23 protein-coding genes and 1 tRNA gene are annotated in these 23005 nt (G+C 60.6%); 9 read left to right on the plus strand and 15 right to left on the minus strand.

The features are described 5' to 3' along the window. Positions 1 to 89: 89 nt before the first annotated feature. Complete coding sequence (argS, locus tag KF821_07840) at positions 90 to 1865, plus strand: arginine--tRNA ligase (GenBank protein MBX3005719.1); 1776 nt, start codon at positions 90 to 92, stop codon at positions 1863 to 1865. Positions 1866 to 1926: 61 nt separating this feature from the next. Beyond that, positions 1927 to 2742: a hypothetical protein gene (locus tag KF821_07845; GenBank protein ID MBX3005720.1), complete on the plus strand. Its 816-nt coding sequence runs from the start codon at positions 1927 to 1929 to the stop codon at positions 2740 to 2742. Positions 2743 to 2796: 54 nt separating this feature from the next. Here the strand turns inward: KF821_07845 and KF821_07850 are convergent, their stop codons facing one another. The 3 genes from KF821_07850 to KF821_07860 all read right to left on the minus strand — a co-directional run bounded on the left by KF821_07850 (position 2797) and on the right by KF821_07860 (position 6026). After that, entirely contained in the window at positions 2797 to 4482 is a 1686-nt protein-coding gene (locus tag KF821_07850; protein ID MBX3005721.1) for a copper resistance protein CopC/CopD, read from the minus strand. A gap of 74 nt (positions 4483 to 4556) precedes the next feature. Continuing rightward, positions 4557 to 5144, minus strand: coding sequence for a hypothetical protein (locus KF821_07855; protein MBX3005722.1), 588 nt, complete (start codon positions 5142 to 5144; stop codon positions 4557 to 4559). Between the two features lie 237 nt (positions 5145 to 5381). After that, entirely contained in the window at positions 5382 to 6026 is a 645-nt protein-coding gene (locus tag KF821_07860) for a response regulator transcription factor (GenBank protein MBX3005723.1), read from the minus strand. Positions 6027 to 6330: 304 nt separating this feature from the next. Here KF821_07860 and KF821_07865 point away from each other — a divergent pair, with 304 nt between their 5' ends. The 5 genes from KF821_07865 to KF821_07885 are packed head-to-tail and all read left to right on the plus strand — an operon-like array spanning position 6331 to position 11170. Then, a complete protein-coding gene (locus KF821_07865; protein MBX3005724.1) occupies positions 6331 to 6921 on the plus strand; it encodes a bifunctional nuclease family protein in 591 nt (196 codons plus the stop codon). Next, positions 6922 to 8331 (plus strand): replicative DNA helicase, encoded by a 1410-nt coding sequence (dnaB, locus tag KF821_07870; protein ID MBX3005725.1) that lies wholly within the window; start codon positions 6922 to 6924, stop codon positions 8329 to 8331. Beyond that, complete coding sequence (locus KF821_07875; protein ID MBX3005726.1) at positions 8300 to 9019, plus strand: DnaD domain protein; 720 nt, start codon at positions 8300 to 8302, stop codon at positions 9017 to 9019. Before dnaB ends, KF821_07875 begins: the two co-directional genes overlap by 32 nt. Before the next feature lie 13 nt (positions 9020 to 9032). Beyond that, the gene (locus KF821_07880; GenBank protein ID MBX3005727.1) at positions 9033 to 10328 is read left to right on the plus strand and encodes an ATP-binding protein; all 1296 of its coding nucleotides are present in this window, start codon (positions 9033 to 9035) and stop codon (positions 10326 to 10328) included. Between the two features lie 47 nt (positions 10329 to 10375). Beyond that, entirely contained in the window at positions 10376 to 11170 is a 795-nt protein-coding gene (locus KF821_07885) for a hypothetical protein (GenBank protein ID MBX3005728.1), read from the plus strand. 407 nt (positions 11171 to 11577) lie between these two features. Here KF821_07885 and KF821_07890 read toward each other — a convergent pair whose 3' ends face one another. Next, positions 11578 to 12255, minus strand: coding sequence for a metal-dependent transcriptional regulator (locus tag KF821_07890; protein ID MBX3005729.1), 678 nt, complete (start codon positions 12253 to 12255; stop codon positions 11578 to 11580). Positions 12256 to 12453: 198 nt separating this feature from the next. Between KF821_07890 and phoU the strand changes: the two genes are divergently transcribed. After that, positions 12454 to 13155, plus strand: a complete 702-nt coding sequence (gene phoU, locus KF821_07895) for a phosphate signaling complex protein PhoU (protein MBX3005730.1) — start codon at positions 12454 to 12456, stop codon at positions 13153 to 13155. Between the two features lie 228 nt (positions 13156 to 13383). On the opposite strand, the gene KF821_07900 is transcribed toward phoU, so the two are convergent. The 4 genes from KF821_07900 to KF821_07915 form a co-directional block, all read right to left on the minus strand. Further along, positions 13384 to 13824, minus strand: coding sequence for a response regulator (locus KF821_07900; protein ID MBX3005731.1), 441 nt, complete (start codon positions 13822 to 13824; stop codon positions 13384 to 13386). Positions 13825 to 13838: 14 nt separating this feature from the next. After that, on the minus strand, positions 13839 to 15878 hold the full coding sequence (locus tag KF821_07905) for a PAS domain-containing protein (GenBank protein MBX3005732.1): 2040 nt from the start codon (positions 15876 to 15878) through the stop codon (positions 13839 to 13841). A gap of 83 nt (positions 15879 to 15961) precedes the next feature. Next, positions 15962 to 17539 carry a diguanylate cyclase gene (locus KF821_07910; protein ID MBX3005733.1) on the minus strand — a complete coding sequence of 526 codons (1578 nt, stop codon included), beginning with the start codon at positions 17537 to 17539 and terminating at the stop codon, positions 15962 to 15964. A 128-nt stretch (positions 17540 to 17667) separates the two neighbouring features. Next, complete coding sequence (locus KF821_07915) at positions 17668 to 18744, minus strand: zinc ABC transporter substrate-binding protein (protein MBX3005734.1); 1077 nt, start codon at positions 18742 to 18744, stop codon at positions 17668 to 17670. A gap of 139 nt (positions 18745 to 18883) precedes the next feature. On the opposite strand from KF821_07915, the gene KF821_07920 reads away from it, so the two are divergent. Then, the gene (locus tag KF821_07920) at positions 18884 to 19348 is read left to right on the plus strand and encodes a hypothetical protein (GenBank protein MBX3005735.1); all 465 of its coding nucleotides are present in this window, start codon (positions 18884 to 18886) and stop codon (positions 19346 to 19348) included. A 266-nt stretch (positions 19349 to 19614) separates the two neighbouring features. Here KF821_07920 and KF821_07925 read toward each other — a convergent pair. The 7 genes from KF821_07925 to eutJ all read right to left on the minus strand — a co-directional run bounded on the left by KF821_07925 (position 19615) and on the right by eutJ (position 22995). After that, positions 19615 to 19687: transfer RNA gene (locus tag KF821_07925), tRNA-Glu, on the minus strand. A gap of 131 nt (positions 19688 to 19818) precedes the next feature. Next, positions 19819 to 20445: a signal peptidase I gene (gene lepB / locus KF821_07930; protein ID MBX3005736.1), complete on the minus strand. Its 627-nt coding sequence runs from the start codon at positions 20443 to 20445 to the stop codon at positions 19819 to 19821. 36 nt (positions 20446 to 20481) lie between these two features. After that, the gene (locus KF821_07935) at positions 20482 to 20760 is read right to left on the minus strand and encodes a EutN/CcmL family microcompartment protein (protein MBX3005737.1); all 279 of its coding nucleotides are present in this window, start codon (positions 20758 to 20760) and stop codon (positions 20482 to 20484) included. Then, complete coding sequence (locus KF821_07940) at positions 20760 to 21080, minus strand: EutN/CcmL family microcompartment protein (GenBank protein ID MBX3005738.1); 321 nt, start codon at positions 21078 to 21080, stop codon at positions 20760 to 20762. The genes KF821_07935 and KF821_07940 overlap by 1 nt, the downstream gene beginning before the upstream one ends. Beyond that, positions 21081 to 21434, minus strand: a complete 354-nt coding sequence (locus KF821_07945) for a hypothetical protein (GenBank protein MBX3005739.1) — start codon at positions 21432 to 21434, stop codon at positions 21081 to 21083. A 9-nt stretch (positions 21435 to 21443) separates the two neighbouring features. After that, positions 21444 to 22073, minus strand: a complete 630-nt coding sequence (locus KF821_07950; protein MBX3005740.1) for a hypothetical protein — start codon at positions 22071 to 22073, stop codon at positions 21444 to 21446. Positions 22074 to 22167: 94 nt separating this feature from the next. Then, the gene (gene eutJ, locus KF821_07955; GenBank protein MBX3005741.1) at positions 22168 to 22995 is read right to left on the minus strand and encodes an ethanolamine utilization protein EutJ; all 828 of its coding nucleotides are present in this window, start codon (positions 22993 to 22995) and stop codon (positions 22168 to 22170) included. Between the last annotated feature and the right edge of the window lie 10 nt (positions 22996 to 23005).

The raw sequence follows: 23005 nt of genomic DNA on the forward strand, positions 1-23005 counted from the left end.
TTACACCTGCCACCCAATAGGCCTGCTCACGCAGGCCTATTTTGTTGCCAGGCGGCGCAGCCCCCTCACCTGCCGTATAATCACGCCCTATGTTCACTGCTGAAAAGGCCGCCGCTGAGGCGCGCATCCTCGAATTTTGCCGCGCCGCCAGCTTGCCCGCCCCCACGCTGAGCTGGAGCCAGATCCCCTTCGCAGGGGAATGGGGCATTGCCACCTCGCTGTTCCAACTGGCTTCGCAGGAAGCCAAGCAATCCGGCCAGAAGATCAACGTGCCGCAGCGCGCCACGCAGCTGGCCGAGCAACTGGCTGCCGAACTCGCCAGCCTGCCCGGCTTCACGCGCGTGGAAGCCGTGAAGGGCTACCTGAACCTGTATTTCGACACCGCCGAATTTGCCGGGCGCGTGCTGACCAACGTGCTCAGCCAAGCGGAGCGCTACGGCTGGGGCGAACCCAAGCAGCAGCGCGTGATGCTCGAGTTCTCGCAACCCAATACCCACAAAGCCTTCCACGTCGGCCACCTGCGCAACATGATCCTCGGTGCGGCGTTGAGCAACATCCTCGAAGCCGCCGGCTACGAGATGGTGCGCGCCAACTATATTGGCGATTATGGCAAAGACGTAATGAAGTGGATGTGGAACTACACCCGGCGCCACGCCGGCGAGCAACCGCCCGTCAAGGACGTGACGCGCTGGATGGGCGATCTCTACTCCGAATCCAGCCGCGAGCTGGAAGCCGACCCCAACGGCGAGGCTGAGATCCGCACGCTGTTCTCCCAGTGGGAAGCCGAAGACAAAACCGTCTACGACCTGTGGCTGCAGACGCGCCAATGGTCGCTGGATGGCTTCAACGAGATCTACGCGCAGATGGGCATTCACTTTGACCGCATCTACTTTGAGAGCGAGATGGAGCGGCTGTGCAAGCCGATCATTGATGAGCTGATCGCGCGCCAGATCGCGGTAGACGAGCGCGCCGAAGGCGGCACCGTAGTCGTCAAGCTGGATGAGTTGCTGGGGCTGCAGGAGAAGTATCGCGTGCTGGTGCTGCAACGCTCAGACGGCACCTCTCTCTACGGCGCCTGGGATCTGGCACTGGCGCTGCAGAAATTTATTGACTACGCCCTCGACCAGTCGATCTATGTCGTCGATGTACGCCAAAGCCTGCACTTCACCCAGGTGTTCAAGACCCTGGAGCTGGCCGGGCACGAGGCGCTGATGCAAAAGGTGCTGCACCTGCCCTACGAGATCGTCAATCTGCCGGGGAACGTGATCATCTCCTCACGCGAGGGCGTCGTGGTGCTGCTGGAGGAGCTGATCGAGCAGGCCACTCAGCGCGCCGCGGCCATCGTGGCCGAGAAGAACCCGGAGTTGGATGAGGCCACGCGCCTGAGCGTAGCCCAGCAGGTGGGCCTGGCGGCGATCAAGTACCCGATGCTGGCCCGCGAGACCACCAAGATCGCCACCTTCGATTGGGAAGCCGCGCTGGATTTCAACGGCCAGGCCGCCCCGTATATCCAATACGCCTGCGTGCGCGCTAACAGCATTTTGCGCAAGGCCGCCGCCGAAGGCGCCGCGAGTGCGCAACAACCGCCGCAGCACGCACTGGAGCCGAGCGAGATCGAGCTGATCGAGCTGATCTCGCGCCTGCCGGATGCGATCCAGCGCGCCGCCAACGAGCACAAGACACTGCACATCACCAACCTCACCTACGAGCTGGCCAAGGGCTTCAATGATTTCTACAATCAGTGCCCGGTGCTGCAAACCGAGGAGCCGCAGCGTAGCTTCCGCCTGGCCCTGGTGGCGGCGGCGCGCCAGGCGATGCGTAATGGTTTGGCGCTGCTGGGGATTGTTGCTCCAGAAGTAATGTAAACTTATCCTATCCAGCCACCGCGTATGCGGTGGCTGATTCATCTCACTCACTGGAAACCTGATGCCCAATACCCCGCCACGTCGCTTTTACCTCACCCGCCCTAGCCAGTTTGAGATCACCTACAGCATTAACCACTGGATGGACCCCAGCAATGCGGTTGACCGCCCCCTGGCGCAACAGCAGTGGGATGCGCTTTACCAGTTGTATCAAGCGCAGGGCGTGGCGGTAGAAGTGCTCGATCCGATGCCGGGATGGCCTGATTCGGTGTTCACCGGCGATTCGATCTTTCTGTATGGCACGCAAGCCATCGCCAGCCGCTTCCGGCACGCCGAGCGCGCCGGCGAGGTGGAGCCCCAGGTAGCGCGCTTCGCTGAGCGTGGCTACACCATCCACCGCCTGCCCGAGGATGTGCTCTTTGAAGGCAACGGGGATGCGGTCTACTGGAACGGGCGCATATTCGCCGGGTATGGGGTGCGCAGTGATAAGCAAGCACACGCCCACCTCGAGCGCATCCTCAACGTAGAGGTGCTGCCGATCGAAGTACTGGCGCCCCATTTCCATGTAGATACCGTGCTGTGCCCACTGAATGCCACTACCCTCGCCTACGCGCCTGCCGCCATCGGCGCCGCCAGCCTGGAGCGCCTGCGCAGCCTGGGGGTGACGCTGATCGAGGTGGCCGCCGAGGAAGCCGAGCTGCTGGCCTGCAACTCCATCGTGCTGGGTGATCAGGTGATCATGAGCACGCCGCATGCCCCGCGGCTGCAGGCCGCTTTGCATGCCGCTGGTTTCCAAACCCATGCGCTGGAGATGAGCGAATTCACAAAGTCCGGTGGCGGGGTCAAATGCCTGACGCTGGAAGCCTACCAACCTGCGTAGACTGAATATCGGCGAAGACAAAGGCCCTTGCATCTGCAAGGGCCTTTTTTTGTTTTACGGCTTCAGCGGCAAGATAAAGCGCGTGCTGACATCATTGGCGCCGCCGCGGCGCAAGATCACCTCCACCTGCCAACTCCCCGGCAGGCTCAAGTAATTTCCAGTCACGGCGTAGCGCCCAGGCGCATCGCCGGCCGCGGCCTGCGCCTCGATAATGCCCAGGCTGGAGCCCGGCTGAGAAAAGCGCAGCAACACCTCACTGGGCAGCTGCTGCGGGTTGCGGCGCGCGTCGTTTACATCTACCGTGAACTGGTTCACGCCCACCTGTGCCGGGGCAATGTAGACGGTCAGGCGCACCTCATCCCCGGCGTATTCGTGCACTTGCACGCGCGCGTAGGCTTGGGCGTGGGCCGCCCAGGCTGCCTGGCTGGGTGCGATGCTGGTCATCGCCCCCACCAGCAGCAACACCAACAGGCCCAGCAGCAACTCAGTGCGGATGGTGCGGCCAAAGGCGCTGAGGGCCGGCGCGGCATGTTTGCGTAAGCGCGGCGTAAGGATGCGCAGGTTGATCGCCCCCAGCCCTAGCAAGCCAGCGAACAGCACGGTCTTCGCAATCAGGGCACGGCCGTAGCTGGTAGTCGGCAGCAGCCAGAGCTGCCCAATGTGCAGCCAATAGCTGAGCAGGCCGGTGAGCGCCAGCAGCACCACGGCAGCGATCGCCAGGCGCGAGAAACGCGGCACCAATACCGCCATGCGCGCTCGTGACGCCTGGCGGCTGCGCACAACCGCGTCCAGCAAGGGCAGCAGGCCACCTAACCAGCTCACCGTGGCGGCCACATGCAGCCAATCGGCCACGATGGCCAGGGGCGCCAGTGGCCGCAGGGCCGCAGCGTGCGCGGTGAGACTGACAGTGAGCACGGCCAAGCCCCCCAGCCCGGCGAGCAAGCGCCATGTGCGCGGCGCGGCCGCGGGCAAGGCTCGCCAGGCCAGCACGCCGCTGGCCAGGGCCAGCGCGGAGCGTGCCCACCACAGGCGGCCGATGTAGCCGCTGCTGATGCCGGCCAGCGTCACCCACAAGTCTGCGCCGGCGATGTTGAGCGCCTGCACCGCCAGCAGGCCAAGCGTAGCCAGCAGCAGCAGCCCGCTGCCGGCCAGCGTGCTGCGGCGAATGCTCCGCGCCACCCCGGCCACCAGCGGCTGGCCCAGGCTGGCCGCCAAGGGTTGCACGACCAACAGCCAAAACACCACGCCGCCATAGGCCAGCGCCAGGCCCACAAAATTGAGCCAACGCACGCTGCTTTCCAACAGCGGCGGAAAGCGCAGCGCCGGATCGACGAAGCCCGGCGGCGGGGTCAACTCATCCAGCTCGGCGTCCACGCCCACCCCAAACGGAATGGCGCCTTCGGTCACGTGGCCATCGGCATTGGAGCGCACGCGCCACACCGCCGTGTAGCTGTCCTGCGGCAGCGGCTCCAGCGGCAGGCGCAGCACGCGCGGCGCACTGGCATCCACGTTGCCCGGCCCGGGATTGACCAGCTGCTTGGCAGAGTTGAATAGCTGCACTTGGCTGAAGGCAGGGTCGATCTCTTCGGTAAAGGTCAGGATGATTTCCGCTGGTGCGGCCTGCAACAGCTCGCCGCTGGCGGGCTGCGAGGAGAGGATGCTGGCATGTGCCCACACACCCCACACCAGCGCCGCCGCCGCGCTCAATGCCAACCCACTGGCAATGAAAACTCGCTTCATGTGCAACCCGTCCTTAATATGAGCAAAGAGCCTGGCCCGCGGGCCAGGCTCTGAATTGATGTGCGGCGCGCAGCTTACTTGGATTTGCCGCGCTTGGCCTGGCCGCGGGTTAAGCTTACTACCAGCCCGGCCACACCAGCGACAGCGCCCAGCGCACCCAACAGGGTCGCCGTCTGCAGCTTGCCGGCCAGCTCAGCCACGCTAGGCTCGGCGGCGGGGAAGGCGATATCGGACTTGACATTGATGCTGCTGAAGGTGTGCGGCCCGCTGGTCATGCTGGCATCCACCGGCGTGCCATTGATCTCACCATAGATACGCACGGTATAGTCACCGGCGGCGGTGGGCAAGGCATGTGCAATGTAGCCGCCCGGCTGGCCCCAGCGCGCCGCCAACGGCAGCTCGCGGGTGGTGCTGCCATAGGTCAGCTCCAGGTGCAGGGTCGCTTCGGCGCCTTCCACCGGCTCCCCAGTGACCGAGTTGGTGATGCTCAGTTCAATGCCATTGACATCGCCCTGATAAGCGGGCTCTATGTCCCACCCCACCACGATCTCATAGTCACCGGCTTCAATATGGCCGTGGGCAAATGCCGCCAGCATGCCTACGGGGCTGGCCAGCAGAGCCAAAACAACCAGGGCTGCAACCAAAACACTTAATTTACGCATAACTCTCCTCTTTCTTTGGGCACATCATGCCTGCACAGGCAAGTCCCCCCTTATCTACCTTTAGGCGCCGGGCAGCCAGTGTGAAAGCTCACCAATTTTTTGGGACAATTGTAGGACAAAGCCGCGCAACTCAGGCTGCCGGGAAGATGCTCGCGTGGGTGGTTCCAGGCAAAGAAAAAGCACCCAGAGGGTGCTAGCATCCAGAGGGTGCTAAAAGCTATGGCCGGCGCGTAGGAGCTAGATATCCAGGCGGTAACCTACCCCGCGCACGGTGACCAGCAGCTTAGGCTTCTTGGGGTCTTTCTCGATGGCGTTGCGCAGCCAACTGATGTGCACATCCAGTGTGCGCGTATCCCCTGTGTAGTTGGTGCGCCATACTTTCTTGAATAGCGCGTTGCGCTCCACCACTTCGCCCTTGCTATCAATGAGCAATTGCAGCAGGCGCACCAAGCGCGGCGTGAGCACGGTCTTCTTGGCGCCCACTTTGACTGCGTGGCTATCCAGATCCAGCTCGATCGGGCCGGCCTTGAGCAGGCGGCCCTCTTCCGGCGGCAGCAAGGGGGCGATGCGGTTGAGCAGCTTGCGCTGGGTGAAGGGCAGCACCAACACCGCGTTGGCGCATTCGAATTCAGCTTCCAGCGGGCGGGCGGGGTCAGAGATCAGCAGGATCGGCATCGTGCTGACCCGGCTGCGGATCGAGGTGCAGATGCGGCGCCCATTGGTGCGCATCGAGGCCGCATCCAAGATCACCAGGTCGAACTTGGCCTGGCCGACGCGCTCCAACGCGTCTTTGCCGCTGGGCACGCGCTCCACCTGGAAGCCCTTCTTAAGCAAGGCAGGCACAAATTCGCCGTTGCTGATCCAACGGCCTTCCACCCACAATATCTTTGTTTTACTTGCCTGAGATAGTTTACGCGCCATGTGCCAATACCCCCAACGTGCTTAAGAGAGACCTGCGCCTAAACTCATTCATCCGTACCGAGCAAAAATTATAACGCACAAACCTTAAAGAAAAGCAGGACTTTCAGGCTACCCGCCAGCACTCGTTAAGGTTGAGGGTTGTGCGGCTGGCGCCAGGCACGCGGGACGGATGATAAAATAGCGCACTATTCGCTGGCCATCGCACTGCCTCTGCGTGCGGCCAGCCTTTCAGGCCTGGGCTGTTTGGCCCGGAGGCATACACAAAATGAGCGAAATGATCGAAGTGGTGATTGATAGCATCCGCGTAGGGCTGATGTCGCAGCAACGCGTGGTGATCTTGCGCGAAGCCGAAGCAGATCGCTACCTGGCGATCTGGATCGATCCCTACATGGCCGAGCAGATCACCTTTGCGCTGCAGGAAGTGGAAGTGGCCCGCCCGATGACGCACGACCTGATCCGCGAAGTGGTGCGCAGCCTGGATGGCCGCGTGGTGCGCGTGGAAGTGCACGACCTCAAGAACGATGTGTTCTACGGCAACATTGTGGTGGAAGCCAACGGGCGCACGATCGAGATCGACTCGCGCCCCTCGGATGCGCTGGCGGTGGCCGTGCGCACGCATGTGCCCATCCTGGTGGCGCGCAGCGTGCTCGACGCGGCCGGCATCGTACCCGAGGAAGATATGGATCAGGGTGCCCATTCGGATGGCGATCGGCCGCTGCTCGAAGAAACCGAGATGACCGATACTCGCGTGAACCCGGAAGAGCGCCTGGAAGCCTTCGAAGATTTTCTCTCCCAGCTCGACATCAGCGATGATGATGACGAGAACGGCAAGCCCACCAAGGGCAAGAACAACTAGATGAGTGACGCCTACGCCTCAGACAGCCCGCCCCCCAGCGGCCCGCAGCAACTGGTGCCGCACAGCCGCGAGGCCGAAGAAGCCGTCATCGGCTCGGTGCTGATCAACCCTGAGGCGTACTACGACGTTGCCGATTTCCTCACCGCCGAAGACTTTCACATTCACCGCCTGCGCTGGGTGTGGGAAGCCTTTACCCGCCTGCACGAGCAGCGCATCCCCATCGATCTGCTCACCGTCACCGAAGACCTGGATAAGAACGGCCACCTCGCCGAGATTGGCGGCCCGGCCTACATCACTGGGCTGATCAACAACGTGCCCAGCTCGCTGCACGCCGAGGCCTACGGCCGCCTGGTGCAGCAGACCAGCATCCGCCGCCGCCTGCTGGAAGCCGCCAACAAGATCGCCAAGACCGCCTATCAGGAGAACCTGAGCGTCGAGGCGGCTATCGAGGAAGCCGAGAAAGCCGTCTTTGGCGCCAGCGACCACCAGCTCTCCACCGACCTCAAGCCGATCAAGCAGGTCATCAGCGATTATTACGACCGCATTGACCAGCTCTCGCGGCGCAGCGAGGAATTTTACGGCGTGCCGACCGGCTTTATTGACCTGGACCGCTTGCTGAGCGGTATGCAGCCCTCCGATCTGCTGATCATCGCCGGCCGCCCTGCTCAGGGTAAATCCAGCTTCCTGATGTCGATCGTCAAGAACGCCGCCCAATTGCATAAAAAGCATGTGGCCATCTTCTCGATGGAAATGTCCAACGAGCAGTTGGTGGCGCGTTTGCTCTCTCAGGAAACCGGCATCAACTCCCAGAAAATGCTGAGCGGCAAGCTGGAACAGCGCGAGTGGGATCTGTTCGCCCAGGCGGTGGAAACGCTGGGCGGCATCAAAGTCTTTTTGGATGATACGCCGGGCATCTCGCCCACGCAGATGCGCGCCAAGTGCCGCCGCCTGCATATGGAGTTTGGGCTGGACTTGGTCGTGGTGGACTATTTGCAGCTGATGCAGGGTGACGGGCGCAACGACAACCGCGTGCAGGAAGTCTCGCATATTTCGCGCAGCTTGAAAGTGCTGGCGCGCGAGCTGAACGTGCCGGTGCTGGCCGCGGCGCAACTCTCGCGTGCGGTGGAGCAGCGCGCCGACAAGCGCCCGATGCTGTCGGACCTGCGCGAGTCGGGTTCGCTGGAGCAGGATGCCGACATCGTGATGTTCATCCATCGCCCAGACCAGTACGAAGAAGACAGCCTGCGCAAAAACATCGCCGAGATCATGGTCAGCAAGCACCGCAATGGCCCTACCGGCGTGATCGAGCTGGTCTTCCGTGAGCAACTGGCCAAGTTTGAAAATGCAGCCACGCGCACCGTGGATTTTGCGGGGTTCAATGAGCGCCAAGCCGGGCAGCAGCCACAGTAGCTTCGGCGGCTTCCCCGCGGGCAAGGTGCGCTTCACGCGCCTGCCCGGCCCCTTTTTCAGCGAGCTGCTGCCGCAGATCGACAGCCTGGCCGAGCTGAAGGTGACCCTGTACGCACTGTGGAAGCTGGAGCGCATGGAAGGCGAAGCGCGCTACCTGCAGCCGCAAGACTTCACCGAGGATGCGCTGTTCCTCTCCGGCCTGCCCGGCGGCCAAGCCGACCTGGACGCGGGGTTGGCCGCAGCCGTACAGCGTGGCACGCTGCTGCAGGCCCAGCTAGAATTAGATGGTCAGCCGCGCCAGTTTTATATGCTCAACTCGGCGCGCGGCCGGGCGCTGTACGAAGCCGTGCAAAACGGCGAGTGGCAGCCCAGCGGCGATGGGCGCTACCCGATCGAGCTGGCCCACGAGCGCCCCAACATTTTTGCGCTCTACGAACGCAACATCGGCGCCATCACCCCGATGATGGCGGATGCGCTCAAGGATGCCGAGCGTGAGTACCCCCAAGAGTGGCTGGAGGAGGCGATGCGCATCGCCGTTGAAAACAACGCCCGCTCGTGGAGCTATGTACAAGCCATCTTGCGCCGATGGCAGGAAGACGGACGCGATGAGCGACGAACTCAAGGGAATTCTGAAAAAGATCGGCGAAGCTACGTCGAAGGCGAATTCTCAGACTTCATCGAACACTAACCAGAACAGCCACATGCAGCCGGATACGGTTGGCGACCCCAACTGCCCCCATTGCGGCGGTCTGGGCTACGTGCGCGCTGACAAGCCGCTGGGGCACCCGGAGTTTGGCCGCACGGTCATCTGCACCTGCCGCAAGGATGAGGTGGCGCTGCAAGCCCGCCGCCGCCTGTACGCCATCAGCCGCCTGGACGAGCTCAACGAGCTCACCTTCGAGAACTTTGAGCCGCGCGGCCGCGTGGGCCTGCCCGCCCGCCAGGCCGATTCGTTGGAGCTGGCCTTCAACCAATCGCAACAGTTTGCCCAGAATATGGAAGGCTGGCTGCTCTTTGAAGGCGGCTACGGCAGCGGCAAGACCCATCTGGCGGCTGCCATCGCCAACTTCGCCGTGCAGATTGGCCTGCCCACGATCTTCATCACCGTGCCCGATTTGCTGGACAGCTTGCGCTTCACTTACGGCTCCGCCGAGGAAAGTTTCGAAGAACGTTTCGAAGAAATTCGCCAGGCACCGCTGCTGATCCTGGATGATTTCGGTACGCAGAACGCCACGGCCTGGGCGCAGGAAAAGCTGTTCCAGATCATCAACCACCGCTACATCAACCGCCTGCCGCTGATCGTCACCACGAATTTGGCCCTCGACCAGATCGAGGGCCGCATCCGCTCGCGCCTGAGCGACCCGGAGCTGGTGACCCAGATCCGCATGCTGGCCCCTGACTTCCGCCGCCCCACCGACGACAGCGCCAACGAGCTTTCCTCGCTGCACCTGCTACGTGAGCGCAACTTTGCCAGCTTTGACCTGCGCGAGGGCGAGGGGCTGCCGGCTGCCGACAGCCGCAGCCTAAAGAAAGCCTTCGACGCGGCACGCAAGTTTGCCGAGAAGCCCAAGGGCTGGCTGGTGTTCACCGGCGGCCACGGCAGCGGCAAGACGCACCTGGCCGCCGCCATCGCCAACTACGCCCAGGACCTGGGGCGCATGCCGCTGTTCATCATGGTGCCAGATCTGCTCGACCATCTGCGCGCTACCTTCAACCCCAACAGCCCAGTGAGCTACGACCAGCGCTTCGAAGAGATGCGCAACGCCGAACTATTGGTGCTGGACGATTTGGGCACGCAATCCGCCACCCCCTGGGCGCGCGAAAAGCTGTATCAGCTCTTCACCCACCGCTACAACGCCCAGTTGCCCACGGTGATCACCACCGCCGACCGGCTGGAGGACATGGACTCGCGCATCAGAGCGCGCATGCTGGACACGCGCCTGTGCACGATATACGCGCTGACTGCGCCGGCCTACACCGGGCGCAAGAAGCGGTAGCAACTCATACTAGTTTAGGGCAGGGAAAGATGAATTTTAGTCAGCGCATGGGAATTAGCCCAGTTAATGAGACTATTCAAGTTGCAGAAATGTCCGATTCTTTGCGAAATAGACTTTGGAATGTAATTTACACATTTGTCTTCAACGAAGGTCACGTTGGCTTCAAAGGTATGGATATCAGAACAGTAAGCATTAAGTTCTACCATTCATTTTTGAAGCTCCCTGTTGACCATGTACCCAGCAACCCAGTTGCACAACTTGAATTTTTTCGTAATTTCTTTTTTACATCTGCTTGGCATGGGGTGTATGATTTTATTGAATGGCTAATCTCAAAAGATCTAATGTCAACTGATGCAATCGAGATTCTAGAGGATGTTCTTGTTAGCGAGTTTTCTGGCTACAGAATTATCGACGGAAATTTTCTTCCAATTACGAGCCCTGAGGAAATCTCGACCATTCAAGCTGCCATAGATCAAACAGAGATACCCGGAGCTTCCACCCATCTAACTCGGGCAATTGAATTGCTATCTGATAAAGAGAAGCCCGATTACCGCAATTCAATTAAAGAATCAATTTCTGCAGTGGAAAGCGCTGCCCAAAAACTTGCTAACTTACCCAAGGCTACTTTAGGCGATGCCATCAAGTTAATTGAACAGAAACATCGCATTCATCCCGCCCTCAAAGATGGTTTGCTCAAAATTTATGGATACACGAGTAATGAAGAGGGAGTAAGGCATGCAATGCAAGATAGTCCAGATTTGCGCCAAGAAGATGCATTATTGCTTTTGGTTATGTGCTCAGCCTTTGTGAACTATCTAAGCGCAAAGTCGAAGCAATCTTAAATTTGCCAATCCTCACCACCTGCGTGCATCCTTCCTTCCCCAGCCGCTAGTTGAAGCCAGTCTTGGCAATCTACCACCGAACTCCGTAGGGGCGCAGCATGCTGCGCCCCTACTAATCACCCAAACCGACATGCCTCGCGTGTCGCCCTGAGCGCAGCGAAGGGCATCCGCAGACCCAATTCCATAAAAACCACCCCGCCGGAAACGCGTGAGGGTGCAGCCCAGTGACCCCCCAACTGCAGCCGGTTCCCGCTTCCCACTATACGAGGAGCAACAGGGCGAGCAGGCCTTTTGTAAGCCGCTTGTTGCGACGTGGCAATCTGCCTTTACTGATCCACCCAAACAAAAAAAAGCGGCCAGCTTGCGCCAACCGCTCTCAACTCTCAACTCAAACCACAATGCCTAACTTAGCTCGCCTTGGTCTCTTCCACCCACAGGCTGCTGGCCAGCTCATAGCCGATCACCTGGTCGTTGCGGCCCATCTGCAGACGCAGCGGGCCGTTGAACGGCGCCCGGCTCACCAGGGTGAACTCCACGCCCGGGGTCAGGCCCAGGTTGGCAATGTAGCGCAGCTTATCCATATCATGGGTGCGCACCCGCGTTAGCTTGCAGCTCACGCCCACTTCTTTATCCACCAGCGGGCCATCGTTGGGGAACGTGATCGTGCCGTCCTTGGTCGGGATCGGCTCGCCGTGCGGGCAATTAGTCGGGAAGCCGGCAAGCTGGTCAATACGGTCTTCGAGCTCCTCGTTGATGCCGCGCTCGAACACATCGGTGAGCTCGTGGGCCGAGGCCCAGTCGTAGCCCATCACCTTCACCAGGAACACCTCGCCCAGGCGGTGGCGGCGCAGCGCCGGCATGGCGATGCGTTCGCCTTCTTTGGTGAGACGCACGCCGCGGTACGGCTCGTAGGTGGCAAAGCCAGCATCGGTAAGACGCTTGACCATGCGGGCAATCGCCTGCGGCGAGGATTCCACTTGCTCGGCCAGGTGCGAGAGCGACACTTTGCCCTCATCCTGCTGGATGCGGAACACCTCGGCAGCATAGCGCTGCATGGCGGGGCTTACCTGGGAGCTACTCGTCATAGGTTCGTTTCAACCTGGGTGTTAATATGATTTTTCTGATACAAATTCAGTCTATTATACTAGCAAAGCCGCAAACTGGCACAGCCACCTGCCCACCCGCCCCTCTGCTAAGGCCGAAAACAAACAATTAACCATTTAATAAAGCACCGTGGCTGCGCCTCAGCATATACTGAGGGCCTATGTATAATGAGGGCTGAGGTGGCTGTGAACGCAAATACGCGCGAAACATTGGAACGCAAACTAGGGGAATTGATGGATGAGGTGCTGCTGCTCGGCAGCATGGTGGAGCAAGCCACGCTGCAATCGGTGCGCTCGCTGCGCGAGCGCAATTTCGTCCTCTCCGAAGAGGTCTACAAGAACGATAAGCGCATCAATACCAAGCGTTTCGAGATTGAAGAGCGCACCATCACGCTGATCGCCACCCAGCAGCCTATGGCGCGCGATCTACGCATGCTCACCGCCGTGCTGGAAGTGATCACGGAGCTGGAGCGCATGGGCGATTATGCCAAGGGCATTGCGCGCATCACCCACAATCTCGGCGGCCAGACCCGCCTCAAGCCGCCCAGCGGCCTGAGCACGATGGCCGATATCGGCGTGGACATGCTGCACAAGGCGCTTGAAGCCTTCGTCTCCGGCAAGGTGGAGCTGGCACGCAGCGTGCCCAAGCAAGACGATGAGGTGGACGCGCTGTTCAACGAAGTGCAGCGCGAAATTCTCGACCAGATGATCGCCGCCCCCGAGAGCATCGATCAGATCAATCATCTGCTGTGGGCCTGCCATAACCTGGAGCGCCTGGCCGACCGCGTGATCAACATCTGTGAGCGCACCGCCTACATCGCCACCGGCGAGATGCGCGAGTTTGACGTAAGCGACGACGAGAAGTGGCAGCCGGCCGAATAGCGCCGCGGCTCAGGTCACTTTCGGTTTGACACCCGCGCATGGCTGTGTCATACTCCAGTCAGTTCCCACCCCCGCTATCCCACTCGCGAGGAGGTGTTGCCCATGGATAGTATCCGTCTTAGCGCAGCGGCAGCACTCCTCACCATTGTGAGCTAACGCTGTCGCTGCGCAACAAAACCAAAGAGCCCGTTACCGGGCTCTTTGGCTTTTTAAAACTAGCTGATCAATCTAGTCCGGCGTGGGCAGCTTCACCACGCTGAGCCAATATTGCTTGAACGAGCTGACCACTTTCAAGAACTTATCCATGCTCACCGGCTTGACGATATACGAGCTGGCAAACTGGCGATAGCTCTCGGTGATATCGGCCTCATCTTGCGAGGTGGTCAGCACCACCACCGGAATGCGCTTCAAATCTGCATCCTGCTTGATGGCCGCCAATACCTCACGCCCATTCATGCGCGGCAGGTTTAGATCCAGCAAGATCAGATCGGGGCGCGGTGCATCGGCAAACTGGCCGCGGCGGTGCAAAAAATCCATCGCTTGTTCACCATCCATGGCCACATGCAGGTTATTGGTCAGCATGCCATCCTTGAAGGCTTCCTGCGTCAAGCGCACGTCACCGGGGTTGTCTTCAACCAACAGAATATCGATCAATTGAGCATTCTCCATCGTACTCCTCCTGTTTAGATCAGCCGGCGGGCGCGCTGTTCAATGCTTTCGGCGGCCGGGGCAGCCACGGCGTCCTCGGCCGGCTGGGCCTCCGGGCGGTCCATCAGCTTGGGGTCAGGTTCGGCGGGCAGCGTAAAGTAAAACGTGGTGCCCTGCCCCGGCGTCGATTCGACCCAGATGCGGCCGCCGTGGCGCTCGATGATCTTCTTGCAGATCGCCAGGCCGATACCGGTGCCCTCGTAGACCTCACGGCTGTTCAGGCGCTGGAAGATGACAAAGATGCGCTCAGCATGCTTGGGGTCAAAGCCAATGCCATTGTCTTGCACGCTGAACAAGTAGTGCTCGCCATCGCGCACCGCATTGATCGCCACAATCGGTTGGCGCTCGGCACGGAATTTGATCGCATTGCCCACCAGGTTCTGAAACACCTGGGTGAACTGGTTACGATCCACGAACACCGCCGGCAGGCTGCCATACTCAATGCGGGCCTCGTTCTCCTTGATACGCATCGAGAGGTTCTGCAGTGCCTCTTCCAGCACACTGCCAGATTGCACAACTTCCGGATCGCGCCCACGCGTCCCCACGCGTGAGAAGGCCAAAAGATCCTGGATCAAACGCTGCATGCGCGAAGCGCCATCCACGGCGAAGCCAATGAATTCGCGCGCATCATCATCCAGCTTGTCGCTGTAGCGTGATTCGAGCAATTGCATATAGCTGCTCACCATGCGCAAGGGCTCTTGCAGATCATGCGAGGCTACATAGGCGAACTGCTCGAGCTCTTTGTTCGAGCGCTCCAGGTCCAAATTTTTGCTGCGCAGATCGTCTTCCAGCTTTTTCTGGTCAGTAATATCCGTCCAGATCCCGCCCAGGCCCAGCAACTCCTCTGCTTCATTGAACAGCGGAAACTTGAGATTGAGGTAGGTGCGCTCAACCCCATCCACCACGGCGCTGAGCTCGGCGCTGGCTGGCCGCCGGGTCAGCAAGGCCTGGACTTCGTTTTCCAGCACGCCTTCCAGCAGCGGCTCCTTGAAGACGGCATCCGCCTCCTGGCCAATGATCGCCGCGGTGGGGAGCTGCACCAGCCGGCTGAATTGCGAATTGGCCATCTGGTAGCGCCCGGCCACATCTTTGATCGAGATTGCCGAAGGCGAATTCTCGATCAGCGAACTTAGCTGGCGCGACACCGCATCCAGGTTGATCTCCAGGGTGCGTTGGGCCTGCCCGGCCAGGTACATACGCTCTGCACTGGTGATCACGATGAAGCCCAACAGCAGCATGGCCGTGATCGTATAAGTAGAGCGACTGATCGCCGCCTCGTACCAACCACGGTCTTCACCATAGTAAATCAGCCAGCCCAGCATAAATGGCACCAACAGTACGGTAGCCAGCAGGCGGCGCGTGGCGGCGCCGTGCGGCGTGGGCGCGATTAAACGATCCATCCAGCCGCGATCTTCCATCTGTAGTAAAAGCACCAGCGTGGCGAACACCATCAGCAGCGAGGTGTTGAGTGCCATGCCAAAATACAAAAAGATACTATCGCCAAAGGCCAGGCTGAAGGGGAAGCTGAGGAACACGCTCAAGCTGATGATCTGCACCAACACGAGGATGTAGCGGCGCGTCTTCTCAGACCAGGCCTTTTCCATTATGACGGTCAGCGAGATCAAGCTGAGGGAGATAGCCGTAGGCGCCGACATACGCCCAAGCGCATCCGTTGCTACCGAGCCCATATCGTCTACAAATGGGAATTCATCAATGCCCAAATTGATCTTGAAAAGAAACTGCACCAGGGTGAGCAGAGCGAGCAAACATACCAGGCTAGCCAGTAGCCGCGCGGCGCGCTGCTTGCGCAGGCTGGGCTGCTGGTGCAACACCAGCGCCGCGCCGAGCAAGATGAAGCACAAGGCCGTGTTGGCCTTCATGGTGGCTTGATCAGGCAGAATGGAGGTGAGTGCCGGGCTGTGAACCGCCCAACCCAGATAGACCAGCAGGCCGAAGAACAGTACCAGCCAACTGAGCACCAGAGGAATACGTTTGGTTGTGATGGCGGCCTCCACTCAGCAACAACTTGCAGTTATGCAAGCTGCCCGCCCCAGCTTACCTGATTTCTGAAACCCGCCTGCTAACAGATTTGCAAGGGTTACGCTGAGAGGATTACGGCGCTGTTCTTGCCTTGCTGCTTGGCCTGATACAGGGCCTGGTCTGCCACCTGCAACAACGCCTCGCCAGTTTGGGCGTGCAGCGGGAAGCTGGTCACCCCGGCGGAGATGGTGGTGCGTATCGTCTGGCCCTGGATCACGATTGGCTGCTCGGCGAAGCGCCGGCGGCACTCATCAATGCGCTCGCGCGCTCTTTCGGCGCTGGCGCCCGGAAACATGACGATGAACTCGTCCCCGCCATAGCGGCACACGATGTCGCCGGCGCGGGTGTTCTCCATCAGAATATGGCCCAGGCTCTGCAGCACCGTATCGCCAATCCCATGGCCGTAGACATCATTGAAATTTTTGAACAGGTCAATATCCAACATCACCAAACTGAGCGGCTCGTTCTTGCGCGTGGCGTTGGCCAGCTCGCGCGGCAATGATTCCTCCAGATAGCGCCGGTTGAACACCCCGGTCAGCGAATCGCGAATGCTTTGCTCGCGCAGCTGCGCTTGCAAGGCTTCGTTATGGGCGATCTGCTCACGCAGGCGGCGCTCCACCTCAACGCGCTGCGAGATATCGCGCATCACGATCAGGCGGCCCTCAAACCCCCCGGTCTGGTCATACAGCGGCACAACGTGCAGCTCGATCGTGCGGGCGGGTTGGCCCGGCCAGGCCAGCTCCTGGCTGGCCGGGCGCATCTGCAGCAACAGCGCCGCCAACTGCGGCCAGGCGCCAAACAGCTCGGCTCCCGACCGCCCAATCGGCACTTCATCGCCGAGGCCAAGCAATTGGCGCGCCGCCGGGTTGTAATCCACCAGGCGGTCGCGTGCATCCAATACCACCAGGCTGTCGCTCATCTGCTCCACCAGCGTGTGACGTGCAATCGGCACAATATCCAGCAGGCCCAGGCGGAAGATGGCATAGGCAAAAATGATGCCGGTGAGCGTGAAGGTGAAGGGAGTGAGATCCAAATTGGGAAAGGGAGCCAGCCCGGCCACGCTGGCCACATTGACCACCAGGGGAATCGCCAAGCCGATCAGGACCGCCAGGATCTGGTTGCGATACAAACCGCGCGAGGTCACCAGGGCGCGCAACAGGAACCCAATCGCCACCAGGATCAGGCCATAGCCGTAGACCAGGTTGGCGTAGAAACCAAAGCCGCCATCGAAGATCACCCCCTGCCCTGTCACCCGCTTGCCAGCAAAGAAGACGCCATGCAGCGGATCCGTCCATAGCAGCACCAGGGTCAGGAGCGGGATGGTGATGAGTAGCAGGAAGCTCAGCCCATTGAGGTAGCGGCCGTGGCCAGTGAACTGCAGCGCGAAACAAAATAGCGCCGTGGGCACACTCAGCACGCCGATATAGGTAAGATCCAGCCAAAAGAAGGGCGTTGGGCCAGGCAGGCGCAGCCAAAACAACGCATAGGTCAGTGACCACCAGCTCAGGCCCAGCAGCAACACCATCAAGGCGCGCCCGCCGCGATAGGCCTGCTGGCGCCAATTGGTAAGCGCTACCCCAGCCGACGTGAGGCCGGCAACCGCCAGAGCCAGCGCATATCCCCATTCAATCGTCAAAATTGGCACCTCGCGCCCACAAAGTAGGCTGACTATATCAAAAATGCCAAAATTTGCCTAAGCCAGGCAAGGGCAACCCACAAAAAAAGGCGCCGGTGTTGGTTACCGGCGCCTTTGCAATGTGTTGCCTACTTCAGCGCATCCACGATGGCGCTCGCGTTGTAGCGCATCATCTCCAGGTAGCTGGGCGCTGGCCCTTGGGCTTCGCTTAAGCTTTCTGCATATAGTGTCACCAACTGTACGCCGATGTCGTCGGCAATGCGTTCTGCCAGGCTGGGGTTGATCGAAGAGGCGATGAAGATCGCCGGCACCGCATGGCTACTCAAGCTTTGCTCCAAGGTTGCCAACTCCCCAGCCGAGACTTCACTGAGTGAACTGAAGCTGGGAATGAGCACCCCGACGATCTCAAACTGGTAGCGCCGCGCAAAGTAGTTGAACGACTCGTGATCGGTTACCAGTTGGCGCTGCTCCACGGGGATCGCCGCAACCTGCTCTGCAATCCAGCCATCCAACTCTTCGAGTTGTGCTTGGTAGCGGGCCGCGTTGGCCTGGTACTCTGCCGCATGGGCAGGGTCCGCCTGGCTCAGCGCCGTGCTGATCACAGCGCTCCAGGCCTGCACATTGTGGGGGTCCATCCACACATGCGGATCTTGCCCGCCATGATGGTGATGTTCACCTTCATGCTCGTGTTCACCTTCATGCTCGTGGTCCCCTTCATGCTCATGCTCGCCCTCGTGCTCCCCTTCACCTTCGTGCTCATGCTCCCCTTCACCCTCATGCTCGCCTTCGTGCTCGTGCTCCCCTTCGTGCTCGTGTTCCCCTTCGTGCTCGTGTTCCCCTTCCGCATCTTCCTCAAAGGCAAGCAGGTCAAGGTCTTGCGAGACCACTACCACTTTGCCATCCGCGCTGGCCTGAGCCAATACGCTCTCGATCGATTCTTCCAAACCCAAGCCGTTGACAAAGACCAGCGCGGCGCCTTCCAGCTTGGCCGCATCTTGCGGCGTCGCCTCAAACGCGTGCGGATCTGCCCCGGCGGGCACCAGCACGGAGAGTGCGATGTGCTCGCCCCCCACCTGGGCGACGACATCGGCAATGATGGAGTTGGCCGCCACTACCTGCAATTGCCCGCCCGGCGTGGCCTGCCCGGCGGCCTGCGGAGCGCAAGCTGCCAGCAAGAGCACAATGGCTGCTAAGAAAATACGCATATGAAAACCTCTTTCTTATTGAAAATGAATTTCATTTTCATTATACAGAGAAACCTGGCCCGGTCAAGGCCAATTTGGGTGTTTATTCAGACACTTCTAAGCCAAGCATGGTGAAATAGCGGTGCCTGGAGGCATTGCAATGCAACGCATCTACACTTTATTCACCAGCATCGCCCTCTGCCTGGCGGCATGCAGCCCACTGGCCACCACCCCCACTGCGCAAGCTATTGCACCTGGCGAAGAAGCCCAAGTGCGTGCGCTCATTGAAGAATTCGGCACACGGCTCAAGAATGTGTCGCTGCTGGGGCCAAACGTAGAGCAAGAAATGGCAACACATTACGGCCCACTGGTGAGCCCGGAGTTGCTGGCCGCCTGGCAAGCCGCACCCACGCGGGCGCCGGGCCGCCAAACCTCCAGCCCGTGGCCGGAGCGCATCGAGATCCAGCAGGTTCAGCTACGCTCTGCCACTGAGTATGCAGTGAGTGCTGAGATCATCGAGCTGACCAGTGATGGCCAATCTTTCAGCTACCCCGTGGCCCTGTGCGTTCGCAAGATTGCAGACAACTGGCTGATCGATGGCTACACTGCGCAAGGGCAACCCTAAGCACGCAAGATGCGCTCCAAAAGCGAAACGCCCCAAATTTGGGGCGTTCTGCTTTTTGTGCTTAGCGGGATGCCCACCAAGCCAATGTGTGGAATTCCTTTACTGGTCGAAGCCCAGTAGGAGCTCCTTGAAGCTGTAAAAGGAATGCCCCTTTGTGGATGTGTACCGAACCAATGCGTGGAGTTTCGTGACTCGGCACAGCCGAGTAGAAACTCCCTAAAGCTGTAGAGGGGATGTGCCCAAAGGGCACATCCCCTCTACAGCAATGCCCCCACGGGGATTCGAACCCCGGTTTTAGCCTTGAAAGGGCCACGTCCTAGGCCTCTAGACGATGGGGGCGTAGCCAATTGCTTCGCAATTGGCTCTGGAGTTCGCAAGCGAACTCCAACGGTCACTCGTAAGTATGAGGCTGATCTCATACTTGAGCAAGGCGAGATTTTACCATGCCTATGTGGAAAATTTGCAGCAGTTTACGGTTGGGCAGGCAAAAGTACCGGGTGAGCTACCACGGTCATATTGGTGAGTGGCCAATAGCGAAAGATCGCTTTGCCAACGATCTGCTCAATCTGCAAAAAGCCCCAGGTGCGCGAATCATCGGAGTTGTTGCGATTATCGCCCATCACAAATACTTGCCCGGCGGGCACGACGTGCTCGGCGTAATTGCCATTCTGCGGGCCAAGGATGTAGGGCTCTTGCAGGGTGACCCCGTTCACCACCACCGCACCGTTGTAAATGGCAATATGATCGCCAGGCAATGCGATCACGCGCTTGATGTAATCCAGCTCTGGGTTGCTGGGCGCCGGGAAGACGATCACATCGCCGCGCTCGATAGCGCCGGCGCGATACGCCAGGCGATTGACGACGACATAATCGCCCAACTGGAAGGTGGGCTCCATGCTCACCCCATCCACGCGCACCCGCGCCGAAACAAAGTTGATCGCCAGGAACAGGAACAGTGCCAGCAGGATGGTTTCGATCGTCTCGACCAGGAAGCGGCGCAGTTGTGAGGGGGGCTGAGTTTCCAGCGCCACCACATTCTGGCGTTCGAGTGGGCTAACGTCTTCGGAGGGAGGCAATGCAGAAGGAGGGAGTGCCATGAGTGAAGTTGCGATTATACAGCCGCAACCGAGAACTTAGTCGAGCTCTGGAATTGAGAGCGAATCCACAATGCCCACGATCACCGAGGTGACCGGGGCGTCTGGGTTAGCTAAGACTTGGCGGGCGCCATTGCCCTCACGATTGACCAGCACCGTGTCCCCCACCCCGGCCTGCGTGCTGTCAAGGGCGATGAAGTCACCGCTGGGCTTCTCGCCCGGCAAGGTCAGCGGCTGCACGACCAGCAGGCGGCGGTGTTTGAAGGCCGCATGACTGAGCGTGGTGACTACCGTTCCGGTAACTTTGCCAATGATCATCAGCTGTAACGGGCCGTGCCCACCTTGAGGGTGAAATCAAAATCGCCGTCGGGGCGCACTTGCAATTCGTCTACCAGGCCCACCAACGCCAGGTCCACCGGCACGAACTTGACGTCCGGCAGCGCCAGGGCGGCCTCACGCGAGCGGGCCATGACGCACAGATCGCCCTCGCCCGCTTCGACCACGTCCACCGCCACCTGCAAGCCGCCCACCGGCTCCAGCTTGCTGTTCAGCGGCTGCACTACCAGCAGGCGGCAGCCGGCCATGTCGGGATACTTGATGGTGCTGATGGCGACGCCGCGCACACGCCCGAAGATCATCTACTTGCCCAGACTCTTAACGACGCGCTGCACAATGGTGCGCAACAGGGTTTCGTCCACCTGCCCACCCAGCTTGGCCTTGACCGCGGTGAACACGCGCGCTTCCAACTCGCTGCCAGCGGCGGCCGGTTTGGCCGGCGCACTGGCGGCGGGCGATGGGGTCTCGTTGATGTACGGGCGCGCCGGTGCCGAAGAAGGACGGCTGTCCTTCTCGTCCACCAGGGCAATGCCCGCCCGGCGCGCTTTCTCGCGCGCCAGCTCGGTGAGCACGGTGTCGTCCGTGATGGTGAGCGAGGTCACACCCTGGCGCGCCAGGTCTTCAATGTCTCGCTCGGTGTAAAAGACCTTGGCCATACCTACTCCTTAGCCTTCAATGCCGTCCAGCGCGTTCAGCGCCTTGGTAGCCGCTTCGCTGGCGGTAACAATTTCAGACTCGCTGCCCGCCAGCCACATGCGGCCAAAGCGCCCCACCGAGGAGACGTGCATGACTTTGATATTGGCGCTCTTCTCGGCTTCGTTGCAGGCCAGGTTGATGTAGGCGGCCGGGGCCACTTCCATCACCAGCATGGTCTCGCCGGGCACCAACATGCTGCCCTTGCGGAAGCGGTTGAGCAGCTGCGCCTGATACGGGTCCACATTGGTAATGATCTGCTGTGAAGCGATCTTAGGCTTGATACGGTCTTGCACCGTCAGCCCCAATCGATCCAACACGGCCTGACCGGCTTCTTTGACGGCGGCCTGGTTCATGGAGTGCACTTCGAACATGCCGAACTCGCGTTCGACCAACTGGGCGCCGGGGCGGGCTTCGGTGGCCTTGACGGCGATGTCCACCATGCGGAAGGCTTCGTTGCCGGGGGCCATTTCCACATACAGCGAGGCCATGCCCTCCGTGGGCAGGTCACCCTGGGTGATGGTGCCGACGAAGGCGGCGTATTGCGGCTGCATGCGGTCCAGATAGCAGTAGCAGCGTAATGAGAATTTTTCTTGTGCCATAGAACTCCTCTAATATTCGTCCTGCGAGCTATCCGCAACACGAGCTTGCCAAACGGGCTCGGAGATTGCCACGTCGCTCAGCGGCTACGCCGCCTCACGTCCTCGCAATGACATCCCTACTGTGCAACGCCATGCCGATCGGCGTGACGAAGACCGGGTGCGGCGGAACGCTGGTAGCGATGCCGGTGTACTCCTGCACCACCTGCGCCATGCCCGGAAAGTTCACCGTGCCGCCGACCAGGGTGAGCTGCTCCACCGTACCACCTTGCTGCTCATACGCAGCGATGTGGCGGGCGGTGATACTGGCGACCTTCTCCATTACCGGGCGCACCACGGGCAGCAAGCGAGCCTGCTGCGCCGGGTCGGTCTTCATTGCCTCGGCGTCCTCAAAGCTGACACCGTGCGCCCCAGCGATCACCAGCGTGAAGTGCGTACCGCCGGTGGCTTCGTCTGCGGTGTAGACCACCTCGCCGTCGCGCAGGATGGCGATGCCGGTCGTGCCGCCGCCTACATCCACGATGGCGCCGTTGTGGATGCCCAGCAGCGCATTGGCGGCGCTGGGCTCATCCACCAGGGTCTCGCAGCGCAGGCCAGCCGCTTCCACCACGTTGGCGGTGGCGCGTACTTCGGCCAGTGGGACGCCGGGTGGATAGGCGCTGGCGGCGTACTCCAGCGGGCGGCCGATGCGTGCTTCCACGCGGGCCTTCATACCCGCCAGGCGGTCTACCGCACCGGCATAATCCACCACCAGGCCGTCACGCACCACCTGGGCGAACTGGTATTCGCCCGCCACGGGTGTGCCGCTTTCATCCAGCACCACCAGCGTCAGGTAGGCCGTGCCCAGGTCCGCGCCCACATACAACGCGCCTTGCGGCGGCTCGGCCAGCGGCGCCGGCTCGGGGTCACCCAGCCAGCGCAGCACTTCGGCGGCG

It is taken from the genome of Anaerolineales bacterium (genome assembly GCA_019637755.1).
Classification (GTDB): Bacteria; Chloroflexota; Anaerolineae; order Anaerolineales; family UBA11579; genus JAMCZK01.